The 16,274-nt window shown below is 63.8% G+C and carries 16 protein-coding genes; 11 read left to right on the top strand and 5 right to left on the bottom strand.

Features of this window, described 5'->3' with window-relative positions; genetic code table 11:
* Window positions 1–65: 65 nt before the first annotated feature.
* The 5 genes from AC1DPX_RS31280 to AC1DPX_RS31260 form a co-directional block, all read right to left on the bottom strand.
* Complete coding sequence (locus AC1DPX_RS31280) at window positions 66–635, bottom strand: DUF1254 domain-containing protein (RefSeq protein ID WP_477241623.1); 570 nt, start codon at window positions 633–635, stop codon at window positions 66–68.
* Window positions 628–1,212, bottom strand: a complete 585-nt coding sequence (locus tag AC1DPX_RS31275) for a DUF1214 domain-containing protein (protein WP_202355178.1) — start codon at window positions 1,210–1,212, stop codon at window positions 628–630. The genes AC1DPX_RS31280 and AC1DPX_RS31275 overlap by 8 nt, the downstream gene beginning before the upstream one ends.
* A gap of 111 nt (window positions 1,213–1,323) precedes the next feature.
* The gene (locus tag AC1DPX_RS31270) at window positions 1,324–3,477 is read right to left on the bottom strand and encodes a transglycosylase domain-containing protein (RefSeq protein WP_477241621.1); all 2,154 of its coding nucleotides are present in this window, start codon (window positions 3,475–3,477) and stop codon (window positions 1,324–1,326) included.
* Between the two features lie 220 nt (window positions 3,478–3,697).
* Window positions 3,698–4,630 (bottom strand): dimethylarginine dimethylaminohydrolase family protein, encoded by a 933-nt coding sequence (locus tag AC1DPX_RS31265; protein WP_477241619.1) that lies wholly within the window; start codon window positions 4,628–4,630, stop codon window positions 3,698–3,700.
* 40 nt (window positions 4,631–4,670) lie between these two features.
* A complete protein-coding gene (locus tag AC1DPX_RS31260) occupies window positions 4,671–6,257 on the bottom strand; it encodes a zinc-binding metallopeptidase family protein (RefSeq protein ID WP_477241617.1) in 1,587 nt (528 codons plus the stop codon).
* Between the two features lie 75 nt (window positions 6,258–6,332).
* On the opposite strand from AC1DPX_RS31260, the gene AC1DPX_RS31255 reads away from it, so the two are divergent.
* From AC1DPX_RS31255 to AC1DPX_RS31205, 11 genes are all read left to right on the top strand, one after another.
* Window positions 6,333–7,220: a LysR substrate-binding domain-containing protein gene (locus AC1DPX_RS31255; RefSeq protein WP_032929473.1), complete on the top strand. Its 888-nt coding sequence runs from the start codon at window positions 6,333–6,335 to the stop codon at window positions 7,218–7,220.
* Window positions 7,221–7,358: 138 nt separating this feature from the next.
* A complete protein-coding gene (locus AC1DPX_RS31250) occupies window positions 7,359–8,453 on the top strand; it encodes an ABC transporter ATP-binding protein (protein WP_477241615.1) in 1,095 nt (364 codons plus the stop codon).
* 68 nt (window positions 8,454–8,521) lie between these two features.
* A complete protein-coding gene (locus AC1DPX_RS31245; protein ID WP_477241613.1) occupies window positions 8,522–9,634 on the top strand; it encodes an ABC transporter substrate-binding protein in 1,113 nt (370 codons plus the stop codon).
* A 20-nt stretch (window positions 9,635–9,654) separates the two neighbouring features.
* The gene (locus tag AC1DPX_RS31240; protein WP_477241611.1) at window positions 9,655–10,488 is read left to right on the top strand and encodes an ABC transporter permease; all 834 of its coding nucleotides are present in this window, start codon (window positions 9,655–9,657) and stop codon (window positions 10,486–10,488) included.
* Window positions 10,488–11,294, top strand: a complete 807-nt coding sequence (locus AC1DPX_RS31235; protein WP_477241609.1) for an ABC transporter permease — start codon at window positions 10,488–10,490, stop codon at window positions 11,292–11,294. The genes AC1DPX_RS31240 and AC1DPX_RS31235 overlap by 1 nt, the downstream gene beginning before the upstream one ends.
* 94 nt (window positions 11,295–11,388) lie before the next feature.
* Window positions 11,389–12,111, top strand: a complete 723-nt coding sequence (locus AC1DPX_RS31230; RefSeq protein WP_477241607.1) for an SDR family NAD(P)-dependent oxidoreductase — start codon at window positions 11,389–11,391, stop codon at window positions 12,109–12,111.
* A gap of 477 nt (window positions 12,112–12,588) precedes the next feature.
* The gene (locus tag AC1DPX_RS31225) at window positions 12,589–12,996 is read left to right on the top strand and encodes a DUF3168 domain-containing protein (protein ID WP_477241605.1); all 408 of its coding nucleotides are present in this window, start codon (window positions 12,589–12,591) and stop codon (window positions 12,994–12,996) included.
* A 171-nt stretch (window positions 12,997–13,167) separates the two neighbouring features.
* On the top strand, window positions 13,168–13,467 hold the full coding sequence (locus AC1DPX_RS31220; RefSeq protein WP_202355168.1) for a hypothetical protein: 300 nt from the start codon (window positions 13,168–13,170) through the stop codon (window positions 13,465–13,467).
* Window positions 13,468–13,538: 71 nt separating this feature from the next.
* Window positions 13,539–14,204, top strand: a complete 666-nt coding sequence (locus tag AC1DPX_RS31215) for a response regulator transcription factor (RefSeq protein WP_477241603.1) — start codon at window positions 13,539–13,541, stop codon at window positions 14,202–14,204.
* A gap of 40 nt (window positions 14,205–14,244) precedes the next feature.
* The gene (locus AC1DPX_RS31210) at window positions 14,245–15,615 is read left to right on the top strand and encodes an ATP-binding protein (RefSeq protein ID WP_202359461.1); all 1,371 of its coding nucleotides are present in this window, start codon (window positions 14,245–14,247) and stop codon (window positions 15,613–15,615) included.
* Between the two features lie 187 nt (window positions 15,616–15,802).
* The gene (locus AC1DPX_RS31205) at window positions 15,803–16,240 is read left to right on the top strand and encodes a hypothetical protein (RefSeq protein ID WP_477241601.1); all 438 of its coding nucleotides are present in this window, start codon (window positions 15,803–15,805) and stop codon (window positions 16,238–16,240) included.
* Window positions 16,241–16,274 lie beyond the last annotated feature (34 nt).

Here is a 16,274-nt window from a genome sequence, read left to right as displayed (position 1 = left end):
CAAGAGCAATTTCAGGAAAAGTGTGAAGCGGTTTTCCGTCTGAAATTGCGTCAAAGACAAAGAGTCTAGAATTCCTGTAGCTCGCAGGAACTCTGATCGAGAAAACGCGACACGATCGGCTTCCAGCTGTCGTCCGGCACGAAGCTGCGGATGACGAAGATACCCTCGTCGATCGGCGCTTCGACGAAGATCGCTCCCTGCAGATCCTCCGGCAAGGCCTTGCGCACATCGATCATCTGCGCCGGCGTCAGCACCACGGCATCGAGCTTGCCGTCGGTCGCCGTATGGTCGTTGAAGGAATAGATGTTGTGGCCGTTGCGGTCATAGACCGACACCGACCAGAAGGGGACGTTCCCTGGCGCCTTGATCCGGACCATGCCTTCCTCGAGATCGAACCGGCAGGCCGTGGCGTAGAACAGCGGGTCGACCGATTTCACCACCGGCGCGCCGCCCGCCTCGGCATCGAGCCGGTTCATCCGGTAGAGATCGGATGCCATGGACAGTCGCGACCAGGCGTCGCGTTCGGAAAATTCCGGCACCAGGAGCAGCACCACGATGTGCACGATTCCGGCGCCGACAAGGCCGAGCAGCACGGCGTGAAAAGGACGGCGCAGTGCGGCCAGGAAATTACGCATCGCAGCCGGCCTTCACGATCCTGGGCAGCGAAACATCCGACAGGCCGGTGCTGCTTGCGATCGGCGTGTCGTAGAAGGTCAGGACGAAATACATCCGTCCGGAGCCGTCTGTCAGCAGCCAATTGCCGGACATCGGGTGATGCCCGACCGAGATTATCACCGAATTGTCCGCCTGGCGCAGCACCTCATAGGACTGAAGGGCTGCAAGTCGCGGCTTGCCGGTCTCGACGACGCCGAGCGATTGGTCCGCGGCATAGAGCGTCCAGAAGCGGGCGGTCGGAAATCCGCCCTCTATCCTGTAGCTGCATTCCCGCTTGAGCTGGTCGCCCGCAGCGTCAGTTTCCGCGACGAAGGACAGGCCCTCGGCGCGGCCGAGCGCAAGCACGCCCTCGCGCGCCACGCGGGCCTTGGAATAGGGGTCGGCGGCCGGCGTGCCGATATCGGGGAAGGCGGTCCATTGGCCGATGCGGATCGCGCCGACGCCATCCTGGATCTTCAGCGCATACCAGACGCTGGCGCCGCCGCCGCCAATGGCTATGGCAAGCGAAAGCAGCATCAGGAAGGCGTTCTTGAGCATGAAGGGCCGCGTGCGCGAAGGATTGCCGTTCGGGGATATCGCGGCGCGGGGCCTTGTGGCAAGCGGGCGTGATGGATTTGCCTGTTGGCCCGGCCCGCGCCGAGGCCGAACTCACAGCGCTGAAAGCGTTTCGGGCGAGGCGGGGGCGTCGATTTTGGGTGCCGACTGGAACAGCTGCGTCATGTCCCTCAGTGTCTGCGTGGTCCGGCTGGACAGCACCGCCGGGCGTTCGGCCGCCGCGTCGGCCGCGGCCTGCTCCTCGCTCTTCTTCTGGGCTTCCGCGGCCTTGGCCGCGGTGTCCTCGTCAACGAACGGCTTGTCGATGCCGGGGATCGGCTTCAGGTCGATGTTCTGGTGCGCATAGACCATCAGGCGCTGCCAAACCATCGCCGGCAGCGATCCACCCGTCATGTTCTTGGTCGGGGTGAAATCGTCGTTGCCCAGCCACACGGCCGCCGTGTAGTTGCCGGTGAAGCCGACGAACCAGGCGTCGCGATAGGATTGGGTCGTGCCGGTCTTGCCGGCGACGACGATGTTGGGGATTTGCGCCCGCCGCGCCGTGCCCATCACCGGCACGGCCGCCAGCATGGTGTTCATGGATTTCAGCGCCTGCTCGGACAGCACCCGGTGCGGCGGCGTCGCGTCCTTTGTCCAATCATACACAACGTCACCGGTGCGGGTGACGAGCTGGGTGATGCCGTGCCGAGAGCCGACGAAGCCGTTCTGGGCGAACACGCTGTAGCCCGTCGCCTGGTCCATCACGGTCATGCCCGACGTGCCGAGCACCATTGTCTTGTGCGCCTCGAGCGGCGATTCCACGCCCATCGCCTCGGCCATCGCCTTGATCGGCGCGATGCCGAGGTGGTCCTTGGCCAGCCGCACCGGTACGGTGTTGATCGACTTGGCCATCGCCATGATCAGCGTGATGTTGCCGGCGGATTCGCCGCTGTAATTGTGCGGCGACCAGTTGCCCCAGCTGATCGGCCCGCCGGAAATGATCGAATTGGGCGTAAAGCCGTGTTCCATCGCCGTGGCGTAGACATAGGGCTTGAAGGACGAGCCGGTCTGGCGCAGCGCCTTGGTCGCGCGGTTGAACTGGCTAGCACCGTAGTCGCGGCCGCCGACGATGGCGCGGACCGCGCCATTGGTCTCGATGACCACCACAGCGCCTTCGGTGACGTTGTACTCCTTGCCGAACTGGCGCAGGTGGAACTCGACGGACTCTTCCGCCGCCTTCTGGATGTTGGCGTCGAAGGTGGTATGGGCAACCAGCGAATGCTGGCCGGGCTTGGCGATCTTCTTGACCTCATCGAAGGCCCAATCGAGGAAATAATCGGGGCTCTTCTGTTCGCCGCGGTCGACGACGTCGGCCGGATGCAGCCTTGCCTGCAGCACCTGGCCTTCCGTCATGAAGCCGGAATCGACGAGGTTGGACAGCACCACATTGGCGCGTGCACGCGCCGCCGGCAGGTTGATATGGGGGGCGTATTTGGTCGGCGCCTTGAACAGGCCGGCCAGCATCGCCGCCTCGGCGAGGTTAAGGTCCTTGACGCTCTTGCCGAAATAGAAGTCCGCCGCCGCCTCGATGCCGAACGTGCCGCCGCCCATATAGGCGCGGTCGAGATAGAGCTGCAGGATTTCCTTCTTCGACAGATTGGCTTCGAGCCACAGCGACAGGAAGGCTTCCTTGATCTTGCGCTCGAAGGTGCGCTCATTGGTGAGGAACAGGTTCTTGGCCAATTGCTGGGTGATGCTGGAGCCGCCCTGGACGACGGAGTTCGCCCGCACATTCTCGAAGATCGCGCGCGACAGGCCGAGCACGTCGATGCCGTAGTGATCGAAGAAACGCCGGTCCTCGGTCGCAAGCACCGCCTTGATGACGTGGTCGGGCATCTCGTCGACCGGCACCGAATCGCGCTGGATGATGCCGCGCTGGCCGATCTCGTTGCCGTAGCGGTCGAGGAAGGTGACGGCGAAATCGCCTTGGGCCCGCCAGTCGCCGGCCGTATCCTGGAAAGCCGGAATGGCCAGCGCCAACATCACCACGAAGCCGCCGGCGCCGAGCGTGAAACCTTCGCTCAAAATCTCGATGATGCCGCGCCGCCAGCCTTTCAGGCGAAAGCGCCGCGAGAAGATGGTCGCGGCTTCCCAGAACTGCCGCGCCTTGAACCCGATCTCGTAGAGTGAGGAATCGAGCCAGGCGTCCAGCGCCAGAAGGCGCGACGCCATCGGACCTCTTCTCTTGCGCGGTTCAGGGCTGACCATTCAAAAACCCGGCTCGGCTGTGGCGTGACCTGAAAACCGCAAGCCGGCAATTTCAGGGCGCGCCCTGTTGCGACTATTCATCCATTTTGTTGGCGCCCACAAGGGCGGCGAGGACACAGCCGCAAGCTTTGTCGAGGAGAGGGCAGGGGAACGGTCCTATCCGATCGTCCGCCCGCCTGATCACAGCAGGCGGGGGACTGATAGGAAAGGCCTGGGCGGTTCAGGCCGGCTCGCGCTTCAGCGCCTGCGCCATGCAGTGGATGCCGCCGCCGGTCTTGGAGATCTCGCTCATGTCGACGGCAGCGACCTCGAAGCCGCGCGCCTTGAGCTGACCGATGAGCGTCTGGCTCGAGGTCGGCGCGATCACCCTGTCCTTGCCCAGCGACATGAAGTTGCAGCCGAGCGCCATCGTGTCCTGGAAGGGCACGTCGATGATCTCGTGGCCCTTGCCCTTCAGCCAGTCGACGATGCCGGGTTCGGTGCAGGCGAGGCACACCGCGGTGAGTTTCTCGGCGATCGGCACCACCATCAGGTCGATATGGACGTAATACTCGTCGATGAAGGCGATCCGTGTCTCCCAGCCTTCTTTCTCGAACCAGGCCTGCACCTGGCGGGCGCCTTCTTCCTGCGTGCGGGCGCCGCCGCAGCCGATCAGCACCACGCCTTCTTCGATGACATTGAAGTCGCCGCCTTCGAACGTGCCTGATGTGACCATGTCGTAGATCGGTATGCCGAGCTTTTCATAGGTGCGGATGGCGGCATAATTTTCGCCGCGCCGCCACCAATTGGCCATGGCTGTGATGATGGCGCCGTAGGGCGTCATGACGCTGGAATCGCGGGAATAGACCTGCATCGGCAGTTCCGGCGTCGGCTCGTGCCAGTGGATGTTGACGCCGAAATGCTCATAGGCGGCGACCAGGTCCTTGTGCTGCGCCTGCGCGATCTGGACATTGCAGGGCGCTTCGCGCAGATGCTTGCGCGACAGCGAACTGGTCGACAGATGCCGCAGGAAATTCGGCGATCCGAGCAGCACATCGGTCAAGACGTCGGTCTCGTTGGCGAAGCCCCATGACGTCAGCGGCTTGGTGCCGCCGGCCGGATTGCGGCGCTGCAGCGAAAACGGCTCGGCGACGATGCGATCATGAACGGTCATGCGGTTCTCCTCGTGGGCTTGTTCTCAAGAGTTGCTCGGGTCATGCATTGTGCGGGATCCACCAGTCGCGGCCGCGTGCGGTGGTGACATATTCCGGCCAGCGGAAGTTGATCGGCGGTTCGTAGTCGCAGAGCGGCGCGATCCAGTTCGTGCCGCCAACGCCGCCGCCGGTGCGGGCGGTGAACTCGTCCATCGCCGCCTCGCGGGCTTTCCCGTCCTCGAGCAGCCGCAGCGCCGCCAGCGCGACGGTCTTGGCCGCGCAGATGACCATCGGGTCGATGGTGGCGGAAATGCCGCCCAATGCATTCATCACCCAGGAGGGATAGGCGTGGCCATCCGCCGAGCGCAGCGCCGGACGGGCGACATAGAAGCGCGCGGTCGGCGCATGCCAGCTCATGTCGGTATAGTCGTCGGAGGTCGAATTCACCTGCGAAGGCGGCAGGTCGCGGCGCAGGATCGCTTCCGCGTCCTTTGGCGAAATCAGCCGCTCCAGTTCGTCGATGAACGGGTTTTCGGTTGCGGTACCGCCGGCGTTGACCTGGATTTCGCGACCGATCGCCCTGGCGGCCTCGTCCCAGCGTGGCGGCCCGACCGTCGACAGCGCCTCATAGGCGATCTCGGCCATGGCGTGATTGGCCAGCCCCGGCCGCGACTTCGACACCCAGTGACGTTCGTATCGGCAGCCGCTGATCGCGGCGGCAGCCGCCGCATTGCGGTCGAGTACGGCTGTCACCTGCTCGGCCATGCCGATGGTCGGCACGCGGATCATGTACTGGATCTCGGCCAGCTCCGCCGGCAGATTGTCGGCGGTCGCCTGGCCCGCCGTCAGGATCGCCTCGCTGATCGACCAGCCGCCCTGATGCGGCAGCATCGAATCGCGCAGCGCCTTGGAGGCCATGTACATCGTCATCAGCGCGTCGTTGGCGCCGGGCGCGCGGACCGCCGAATGCGCCTGCGGGATCGGTGCGCCGTCACCTGCGCGAACCCAGTTTTCGGGTTCGTCGCACACAAAGCGGTAGATCATGGCGTAGGCGGCACCGCAATGCGTGTCCCAGCGCGCCGTGTTGCAGAGCGGCAGCATGTAGAAGGGATGGAAGGAAATCATGCCGGCAAGGCCGTCGTAATAGCCTTTGGCCGCATGGATCGGCTTCGAGCCGCGCACCTTCTCGGCCGGCTCGCCGGTAAAGCGCAGCGTGCCTGGAATGCCGTGGCGCTGCATCGCCGCCTTGGTGGCCAGCAGGCCGCCGAGGCTGGCCATGCCGAGCCCCGAATGCGGATCGGTGTGGCCGCCGGCCTCGACGCCAAGACCGGGCCGCGGCTGCTTCACCGTTGCCGCATCCTGGCAGTTGCCGGGCACGGCGTCGTACTCGGCATACATGCCGATCGTCGGCCCGGCGCCATTCGTCCAGTGGGCACAGAAGGCCGTCGGCATGCCGCCGGAACCTTCCTCGACGGCAAAGCCTTCACGCTTCAGTCTCTCCACGTACCAGGCCGCGGACTGATATTCGCGCCAGGCGGTCTCGCCGAAGTCGAAGATGGTGCGCGTCCACGCCGACAGCAGCGGCTGTATGCCGTCGAGGCAGGCAAGGGCCGTCTCTTGCGCTGATGTCGTCACCGGTTTGTCCATGCATCAAAGAAAGCAGTGAAGCGGCTCGCCAAAAAGTGATATGTTTTCCCGGTTCGTGCAAATTCGGTTCACCTCTTGAGAATTCCCTCCACACAGGCGCTGCGCGCGCTCGACAGTTTCGCCAGGCATGGCAGCGTCTGGCGTGCCGCCGACGAACTGCATCTCACGCGCAGCGCGGTGAGCCACCAGTTGCGCCTGCTCGAACGCGATCTGGGCTTCGATCTGCTGCAGCGCATCGGCAAGGGCGTGGCGCTGACGCCGCGCGGCCAGCGCTACGCAGCCGATGTCAGGAAGGCGCTGACAGTGCTTGGCGACGCGGGAGCGCAGACGAACGGCGCCGGCGTCGGCGGCTCCTTCGCCATCTCCTGCCCGCCCGGCTTCGCCTCCATGTTCCTGTGCACCCATATCGGCGAGTTCCAGCAGATGTACCCCGATGTGGCGCTCTCGGTGCTGACGCCGCGCCGGCTCGACGACGTCTCGAATCCGGACGCCGACGCCTTCATCGCCTTCGGCGTCGGCAATTGGCCGAACCGGGCGGTGGAGTTGCTCTGTGAAGTCCACTTCACGCCGCTCTGCAGCCCGACATTGCTCAACAAGGTCGGCGGCTTTTCCAAACCGGCGGACGTCCTGCGCGCCAACCTGCTGCATCTCTCCGACACCGAGGACTGGGCGCGCTGGCTGGCGCTGTCCAAGGTGGAGAATCCCGATACCGAAGGCGGTATCTTCTTTTCCGACATGAACCTCGTCTTCTCGGCGGCGGTCGCCGGCCAGGGAATTGCCATGGGCGACGAGCTGACCGGCCGCCGGGCGCTGAGCGAAGGCCGGCTGGTCAAGCCGTTTGAAGCGTCCGTGCCCTCGCCACGCTCCTATTTCCTGGTCTTCGAGCACGCCAAGGCCGGCCATCCCGTGCTCAATGCCTTCAGCGACTGGCTGCGGGCGAAGCTGTCGGAGAACAGACTCTAAATCTCCCCCTCGAGGAGGAGATTTGGTGCGTCCCAACTCCCTGGCGTGAATCAAATTTGCCGATCAGGCGAAAACTATTCGGTTGCGGTGAGCCGCCAGCCTGCCTACGATTTCACCAGAGACTGAGGAAGAGGCAGGATGCAGCAACCCGGCCGGGCCGCAGAGATCAAGGCAATTGGAATCGGCAAGAGCTTTGGCTCGTTCCGTGCGTTGGACAATCTGTCGCTCAATATCGGCCGCGGCGAGTTCCTGACGCTGCTCGGGCCCTCCGGCTCGGGCAAGACCACCTTCCTGATGATCCTGGCCGGCTTCGTGCAGCCGACCGAAGGCAAGCTTTTCAGCGATGGCACCGACATCACCGACCGCCCGGCCGAGCAGCGCGCCGCCGGCATGGTGTTCCAGGGCTATGCGTTGTTCCCGCATATGAGCGTCGAGGCCAACATCGCTTTCCCGCTCAAGGTGCGCAAGAAATCGGCCACCGACATCAAGAAGCGCGTTGGCGAAATGATCGAGCGCGTCGGCCTGGTCGGCCACGAGAAGAAATTGCCCTCGCAGCTCTCCGGCGGCCAGCAGCAACGCGTGGCGCTTGCCCGCGCGCTGGTGTTCGAACCGGGCGTGCTTCTGCTCGACGAGCCGTTCTCGGCGCTGGACAAGAGCCTGCGCGGCCAGATGCAGGCCGAGATGAAGCGCCTGCACCAGGAAACCGGCACCACCTTCGTCTTCGTCACCCACGACCAGAGCGAGGCGCTGGCGCTGTCCTCGCGCGTCGCCATCTTCAACCACGGCAAACTGCTGCAGGTCGGCGCGCCGGACGAAGTCTACGACCGGCCGGATAACCGCTTCGTCGCCGAATTCCTTGGCGAGATCAACATGTTGCCGCTGAAGGGGGTCAAGCCCGCCGACAATGGCTCAACGGGCCTCTGCGAGGACCGCGCGGTCAACATGCACTGCAAGGCCGAGAAAGTCAGTGGTGACGCGATCCTGGCGATCCGGCCCGAACATATGTCGATCGCGCGAGAGGCGACGGTCGGTGAGAACGGCATTGCCGCGACCGCCATCGCCTCGACCTATATGGGTTCCGCGACCAAGCTTGATCTGACGACGCGACAAGGCGCCAAAGTAACCGTGTCGGTGCCGAACGAAGTCGCGGCCGCGGCACTGAGCAAAGGCAATTCCGTCTGGCTGACCTGGCCGGCGGAAAAGGGTTTCCTCCTTCCGCACGGAGGACAATGAACACCGGCGCGGCTGGCCTGCCGCACCGGCTTGCGGACTGAAATCAACGAAAACAAAGGGGAACTGACATGAACGACACCAAGAAAAACGCCATCGGAACGCTGTCCGAAAGGACCAGACGCGGCGAGATTTCACGCCGCCAGTTCACGCAGCTGGCAGCGCTCGTGCTCGCCGGCACACCGATGCTGCTGCGCTCGACCGGTGCCTTTGCCCAGGCCAAGGAACTCGTGCTGGTCAATTGGGGCGGCGACGCCATCACCGCCTATGATGCGGCCTACGGCCAGGCCTTCACCAAGGACACCGGCATCACCGTCAAGATGGACGGCTCCGGGCCGACCGAAGGCGCCATCTCGGCGCAGTTCAAGAGCGGTGCGCCGACCTGGGATCTGGTCGACGTCGACCCGTTTTCGGCGATCACGCTCGGCGCCCAGGGCGCGCTCGAGCCGATCGACTACAAGATCGTCGACAAGACGAAGATGCGGCCCGGCTTCGGCTGGGAGTATGCGGCTTCGACTTATTTCTTCTCCTATGTCATCGCCTATGATTCCGAGAAATACGGCAAGGATGCCCCGACCGGCATGGCCGACTTCTTCGACGTGAAGAAGTTCCCCGGCAAGCGTTCGCTCTACAAATGGGGCGTGTCGAGCTGGGAAGCGGCGCTTTTGGCCGATGGCATCGCGCCGGCTTCGCTCTATCCGCTCGACCTGAAGCGAGCCCACGACAAGATCGCCGCCTTCAAGGAAAACGTCGTCGCCTACTGGGGTGGCGGCGCCGAGAGCCAGAGCGTGCTGCTCAATGGCGAAGCCTCGATGGCCATCGTCTGGTCGACCCGCGCTTCGCTGATCGAGCAGGATTCCGGCGGCAAGATCAAGTTCATCTGGGACCAGGGCCTGATCTCGCCCGGCGCGCTGGCCGTGCTCAAGAACAACCCCGGCGGCAAGGACGCGGCGATGAAGTTCATCGCAAGCGCACAGGACCCGCAAAAGCAGCTCGTCATGTTCGACAAGCTCGGCCAGGGCCCGGCCAATCCAGCGGCCGACGCGCTGATCCCGGCCGACAAGAAGCGAATCAACCCGGTCGATCCCGAAAACATGAAGAAGCAGATCGCGCTGGACATGGAGTGGTACGCCAAGAACTACGGCGCCGCACTCGACGAATACACCAAGATCATCTCCGCCTGAGAGCTGGATGCTGATCTGAGATGAGAGGCGTTCTCTCCGACAGGATGGGCGCGGCGCTGTTGACGGCGCCGCTGCTCCTGTTCCTTGTGCTCGCCTATGCCTGGCCGTTTCTCGGCGTGGTGAAATGGAGTTTCACCCTGCCGACGCCGGGACTTGGCCAATACAATGCCTTGCTTACCGACGATCTGGTCCAGTCGGTGTTCATCCGCACGCTGCGCATCGCGGCGATCGTCACGGTTGTATCCGTCGCCGCCGCCTATGCCATCACGGTCGTCTGGGTGCGCGGCAGCCCGGCGCAGCGCCTTATCGCCGAATTCTGCATCCTGGTGCCGTTCTGGATCTCGGTGCTGACGCGCGCCTTCGGTTGGGTGGCGCTTTTGTCAAATCGCGGCCTGATCAACACCTGGCTGCAATCGTTAGGCTTCATCTCCGAACCCCTCACGCTGGTGCGCAACGAACTCGGCGTCGTCATCGGCATGACGCATTTCCTCATTCCTTTCGCGGTCTTCCCGCTGGCATCGGCCATGCGCAGCCTCGACGACCGCGTGCTGCTCGCGGCGCGCGGGCTCGGCTCCAGCCGCATGCGCACCTTCTGGACGGTGTTCGTGCCGATGACCCGCTCCGGCATCATCGGCTCGGCGCTGATCGTCTTCGTCTTTTCGCTTGGCTTCTTCGTCACACCGGCGATCCTTGGCGGCGGCCGCAGCGTCATGATCGCCGAGCTGATCTACCTCAGGATATTCCAGAGCCCGGACTGGGGGCTGGGGGCGGCGATCAGCGTCGTGCTGGTGCTGTTCGTCGGCGCGCTGATGGCCCTGCTGTTCCGCTACGTCAAACCGAAGCAGTTGATCTGATGCCGACCTATCGCCCGGGACCCGTCTCGCTGATCCTCGCCGCACTGGTGGCGCTGTTCCTGCTGATGCCGCTGCTTGCCGTCATTCCGGTGTCGCTGACACCGAGCCGCATGTTGGCAATGCCATCGGGTGAACTTTCGCTGCGCCACTATCGCTCGCTGATCGAGGATCCGCGCTGGCTCCAGTCGATCCTGCTGTCGATCCGGATCGGGGTAGTCAGTAGCGCGATCTCCACCGTCCTGGCGCTCTGCTTCAGCCTCGGCGTCTGGATGTTCCAGCCCCGGTTCACCGCAGCGCTCGTCGGTTTCGTGCTGCTGCCGATGGTGGTGCCGCCGGTGGTCTCGGCAATCACGCTCTACTTCCTGCTGACCTCGGTCTCGGGCTTCAGTTCGTTCTTCGGCTACGACACCTGGCTCGGCGTTGCCATGGCCCATTCGGTCATGACGGTGCCTTTCGCAACCGTGCTGATCCTGGTCTCGCTCAGCCAGCTCGACCGGCGGATTGACCTGGCGGCGAGGGGGCTCGGCGCAACCGTCTGGGAGCGCGCCACCCGCGTCATCATGCCCAACATCAAGTTCGGCATCGTCACGGCAGCGCTTTTGTCCTTCGTGCTGTCCTGGGAAGAGATCGGCGTTACCCTGTTCATCACCTCGGTCAACGCCATCACGCTGCCACGCCTGATGTGGATGGGCCTGCGCGACAACATCGACCCGGCGATCGCCGCCCTCTCGGTGATCCTGATCATCATCACGGTGCTGGTGCTGGCGGTGCGCAGTGTGGTCACCAGGCAGCGCGCCGGGCACTAGACAAACCGCACCGGGGGCCGAGCCTGCCCCGTCTCCTCGACTTCATTCGCGATGCGGCGCAAAATACACAAAGCACTGGCGTTTCATGGAGGTGATGGTGTCGGTGACGTATGATTTTACGGGCCGGACGGCCATCGTCACAGGCGGCGCCCGTGGTATCGGCCGAGCGGTAGCCCAGAAGCTGGCGTTGAGTGGAGCGGACGTCTGGATCTGGGATATTGAGCCCGTCGAGCTTGAAGGCACACGCTCTCTTTCAGTGGACGTGACGAAACGCGATAGCGTCATGCAGGCGCTGACCGCCATGGGCGAAGTCGGGATCGACATTCTCATCAACAATGCGGGGTGGCTGGGTAGCTACAAGCCGTTCGAGGAATTCGAACCGGCTGAATGGCAGCGAATCCTGCAGGTCAACCTCCTTGGCACGTTCGAAGTAACGCATCGGGTGCTCCCCCTTATGCGACGAGCGGGCAAGGGTCGTATTGTCAACATGGGATCCCTTGCCGGCAAAGAGGGACTGCCGAGCCTTGCGGCCTATTCCGCCGCCAGCGCCGGTGTCATCGCCTTTACCAAGGCGCTGTCGCGTGAGGTCAGCGACACCGATATTCGCGTCAACTGCATCGCTCCGGGTCCGATCGATACGCGCCTTATCCGCGATCTCGGCAATGAGACCGTCGACGCGATGATATCGGCAAGTCCGCTGAAGCGGCTCGGCGATCCGAACGAGGTCGCGGCGCTCGTGGTCTGGCTTTGCTCGGATGCCAGCGCATTCAACACCGGCGCTGTCTTCGACATGTCGGGCGGCCGGGCTCGGTACTAGCAGAGATTGCGGAGATCAAAGGATACGCCGCTTCGGATATTCATGGCATCGTGGTCCGGTCGCGTGGCGGTCGACCATTCGCCTCATCCAGGCCTACGAAGCCTGGTCCGCCTGAGGCGCCTGGATACCGAGCATCGACCGGCCTTCGGCGTGGGGGCGGCAAAGCTTCGACTTCGCCGAGGCTGCCGTTCGGGATTTCGGTCCTTGGTCCGAGGAATTCCGATATGGGCTCTGCTGTCCCTTTGCCGCAACGCGCTCGGGCAACGTGCCGGCTGAGTGGATCGGTTCCGCAGCGCTGCCTGGCATGGCAATCTGTTCGTGACAGGGGTCGTATTTTCGAGATGATCGGCGATCATGATCGCTACGAGACGAATCATGCGATATGGCGAAGGCTTGGCGAGCCGGGTACGCTGCGCGTGAATCTGGCAGTATGACGAACCGCTTGCACAAGGCATGACAGGCGAGGGGGACGACAAAATGACCGCGCCCGGCGATTTGCTGCAGGCACTTTTTCTAAGGCTCAAAAGCGATAAGTCGCTGTCCGCGCTGCTTGGTGGCGCCGGGCTGCTCGAACGGGCGACCGAAAATGCCGCTTTTCCCTACGTGACTTTTGGTCAGACCAGCGCCTTTGACTGGGACACCGGCGCCGAGAACAATGACGATCAGTTGATTACGCTCCATGTCTGGTCGAAAGCTCACGGTGAAGACGAAACCCTTGCCATCATGGGCGCCATCAAGGCCCGCCTTGCCAACACCGCACTGGTGGTCGGCCCGCGCGGCAAGACGCGGCTGTCGCTTGAGTTCGAGGAGGCCCGTTACGACGAGGATCTCCTCGTGCATCACGGGCTGCTGCGGTTTCGTGCGCTGACGCAGGAAAATGCCTGACGCGCTTTCAATCCGACCGAAACGGAGTCTACACTGGCGTCCCCGGGATTTCGTCGGGTTGGGGCGTCGAAATCACGGCCGGTCGTCTCGCGTTCAGGGGGTAGCGGGCATGGGTTTTGCATCGATCACCGTTCATTTCACGTTCAGCACCGATGCGTTACAACGCTGACCATGAAAACGCTTCGCTCCCACTTTCGAACCGCGACCCTGGCGCTCTGTGCCGCCGGGCTGTTCGCGTCGCAAGCGATGGCGACGCCGATGATCGCGCCCGACCAGTCCAGCCCGATCATCCTGGCCGCATCCGACTGCTACGCGATCGGCCAGCAGGTGGCCGAGCAAAATGGCGGGACGCTGGCCAAGGCCTCGCAGTCGACACGCGGTGGCCAGCCGGTCTGCGTCATCGTCGTGCTGGTCCCTGGCAAGGACGGTCAGCGTCCGCGCCGTTCCGAGATCGTCGTTCCGCAAGACTGACCCGCCCGTTTCCCAGGCCGCCGGAATCGGCCTATATCTGAACAAGTCCTTCAAAAGGTATCGATCTCCGCATGCGCGTACTCGTCGTCGAGGATGACAAGGATCTCAACCGGCAGATAGCGGACGCGCTGGTCGACGCCGGCTATGTCGTCGACCGTGCCTTTGACGGCGAGGAGGGCCATTTCCTCGGCGACACCGAACCTTACGACGCCGTCGTGCTCGACATCGGCCTGCCGCAGATGGACGGCATCAGCGTGGTCGAGCGCTGGCGCCGCGGCGGCCGCAAGATGCCGGTGCTGATCCTGACGGCGCGCGACCGGTGGAGCGACAAGGTCTCCGGCATCGATGCGGGCGCCGACGATTATGTCACCAAGCCTTTCCACATCGAGGAGGTGCTGGCGCGGCTGAGGGCGCTGATCCGCCGTGCCGCCGGCCATGCCTCGTCGGAACTCACCTGCGGGCCGCTGCGCCTCGACACCAAGGCCTCGAAGGCCGATGTCGACGGCTTGCCGCTGAAGCTGACCTCTCACGAATTCCGCCTCCTTGCCTATTTGATGCACCATATGGGCGAGGTGGTCTCGCGCACCGAACTGGTCGAGCATCTCTACGACCAGGATTTCGATCGCGATTCCAACACCATCGAGGTGTTTGTCGGGCGGCTGCGCAAGAAGATGGGCATCGACATGATCGAAACCGTGCGTGGCATGGGCTACCGCATGCGCGAGCCGGAGGCGTAACTCGGAACCGCTCAAACCAACCGCAAGGGCGCCGCTTTCGCTGCGTTTGTGGCCGCGTTCGCTGACGTTCCGCGTCATCGCCTTTTCCACCGTGTGGGCGATCCTGACCCTTGTCGTCATTTTCACCCTGATCACCACGCTCTACCGCCAGGCCAGCGAGCGCGGCTTCGACAGCCTGCTTTCGGCACATCTGTTCAACCTGATCGGGTCCATCGGCATTTCCGACACGGGAGCGCTCACCGGCGCTCCCGACCTTGGCGACCTCCGCTTCTCTGAGCCGAATTCGGGCTGGTACTGGTCGGTCGAGCCGGCCTCGGAAGGCGTGCATGGCGACCTTCATTCGTCGTCGATGACGAGCAAGATCCCGTCGCCAAGCGTCGCCGAGGTGCCCTTCAACGCCAGCTTCCAGCGCAGCTATTCGGCCGAAGGCATCGACGGCGAGCAACTCGAAGTGTTCGAGAGCGAATTCGTGCTCGATGCCAAGAACCGCGCCGCGCGTTTTCGCGTGATGGGCAACCAAAGCGAACTCGAACAGGAGATCGCCACCTTCCAGCGCCGCCTGCTGACCTATCTCAGCCTGTTCGGCGTCGGCATGATCGCCATCAACGCCATTGCCATCCTGCTCGGCCTGCAGCCGCTGCGCCGGGTGCGCAACGCCCTTGCCATGGTGCGCGAAGGCACCGCGCAGCGGCTCGACGGCCGCTTTCCAGCCGAGATCGAGCCGTTGGCCAACGAGACCAATGCCTTGATCGAAAACAACAAACGCATCGTCGAGCGCTCGCGGACCCAGGTCGGCAATCTCGCCCATTCGCTGAAGACGCCGCTGGCGGTGCTGCTCAACGAAGGCCGCGCCCTTGGCGGCGCCAAAGGACAATTGATCGCCGAGCAGGCCGCCTCGATGCAGAAGCAGGTCGACCATTATCTGCAGCGCGCCCGCGTCGCGGCGCAGCGGGACAGCGTCGTCTACCGCACGCCGGTGGCGCCGCTGGTCCAGCGCATGGTGCGGGTGTTGCAGAAGCTCAACCCGCAGACCAGCCTGTCGCTGACCCTGCCGGCCACCGAAATCGTCTTCGCCGGCGAGCGCGAGGACCTCGAGGAACTGCTCGGCAATCTTCTCGAAAACGCGATGAAATGGGCAAAAAGCGCGGTTTCGGTCACTGTGGCGCCCCTGGCCGGCAAGGACGACAATCTCTTCGAGATCAGCATCGACGACGACGGTCCCGGCATTCCCGAGGACAAGGCACGCGATGCGCTGAAGCGTGGAAGGCGCCTGGACGAGACAAAACCGGGAACAGGTCTGGGGCTGGCCATTGTCGCCGACCTCGTCAACGAGTATGGAGGCGTTCTCGCGCTCGAACGGTCCGGCCTGGGCGGATTGAAGGCAGTGGTACGCTTGCGGAGCCTTCAGTGACGCTTTCCCAGGCCAATCGACAGTTGTGGACGACCCATGTTATGGCGGCATATCGATTGATTTTGAGCCGGCCGGCAGCGGCCAAATTTCCGACAAATATCAATACTATGGCCACGCCTACTTCTCCGATGACGCGGCCCCCGGCGCATCCATGGCAGGCTCCAACTCAAGAAAACCGGTTGTTGGCATGAAGATTCGCGTCGCGCTTGTTTCCGCATTGCTGGCCGTCTCCGGCTGCTCCACCTTAAGCGGCAAGGGCCCAACGCTCGCGCCGACACCTGCCTCGACGCCTCCGACAAGCGGCAAGGTCACCAAGTCGATCATTTCGGCGATGGATGGCGGCCTCATCGGCGGCTCGATCGGTAATGGCCTCAGCGATGCCGAGAAGCGCAGCGCGCTTGAGGCCGAGTACAAGGCGCTCGAGTATACGACGAGCGGCCAGAAGGTGGCATGGAAGGGCGATCAGGCTTCGCATTATGGCGAGGTCGTTCCGGCCCAGCCCTACCGCGTCGGTTCGCAGGACTGCCGCCAGTACACGCAGACGGTGTTCACCGGCGGAGCCGGGGTGACGGCGCGCGGAACCGCTTGCCGCAACGCCGATGGCAGCTGGACGCCGCTGACCTGATATCCAGCTCGGGCTCAGGCCGGTTGATGTCGAT

The organism is Mesorhizobium sp. 01N446, assembly GCF_056399285.1.
Note: the sequence above shows the minus strand (reverse complement) of the source record. Positions and strands in the feature narration are given on the sequence as shown.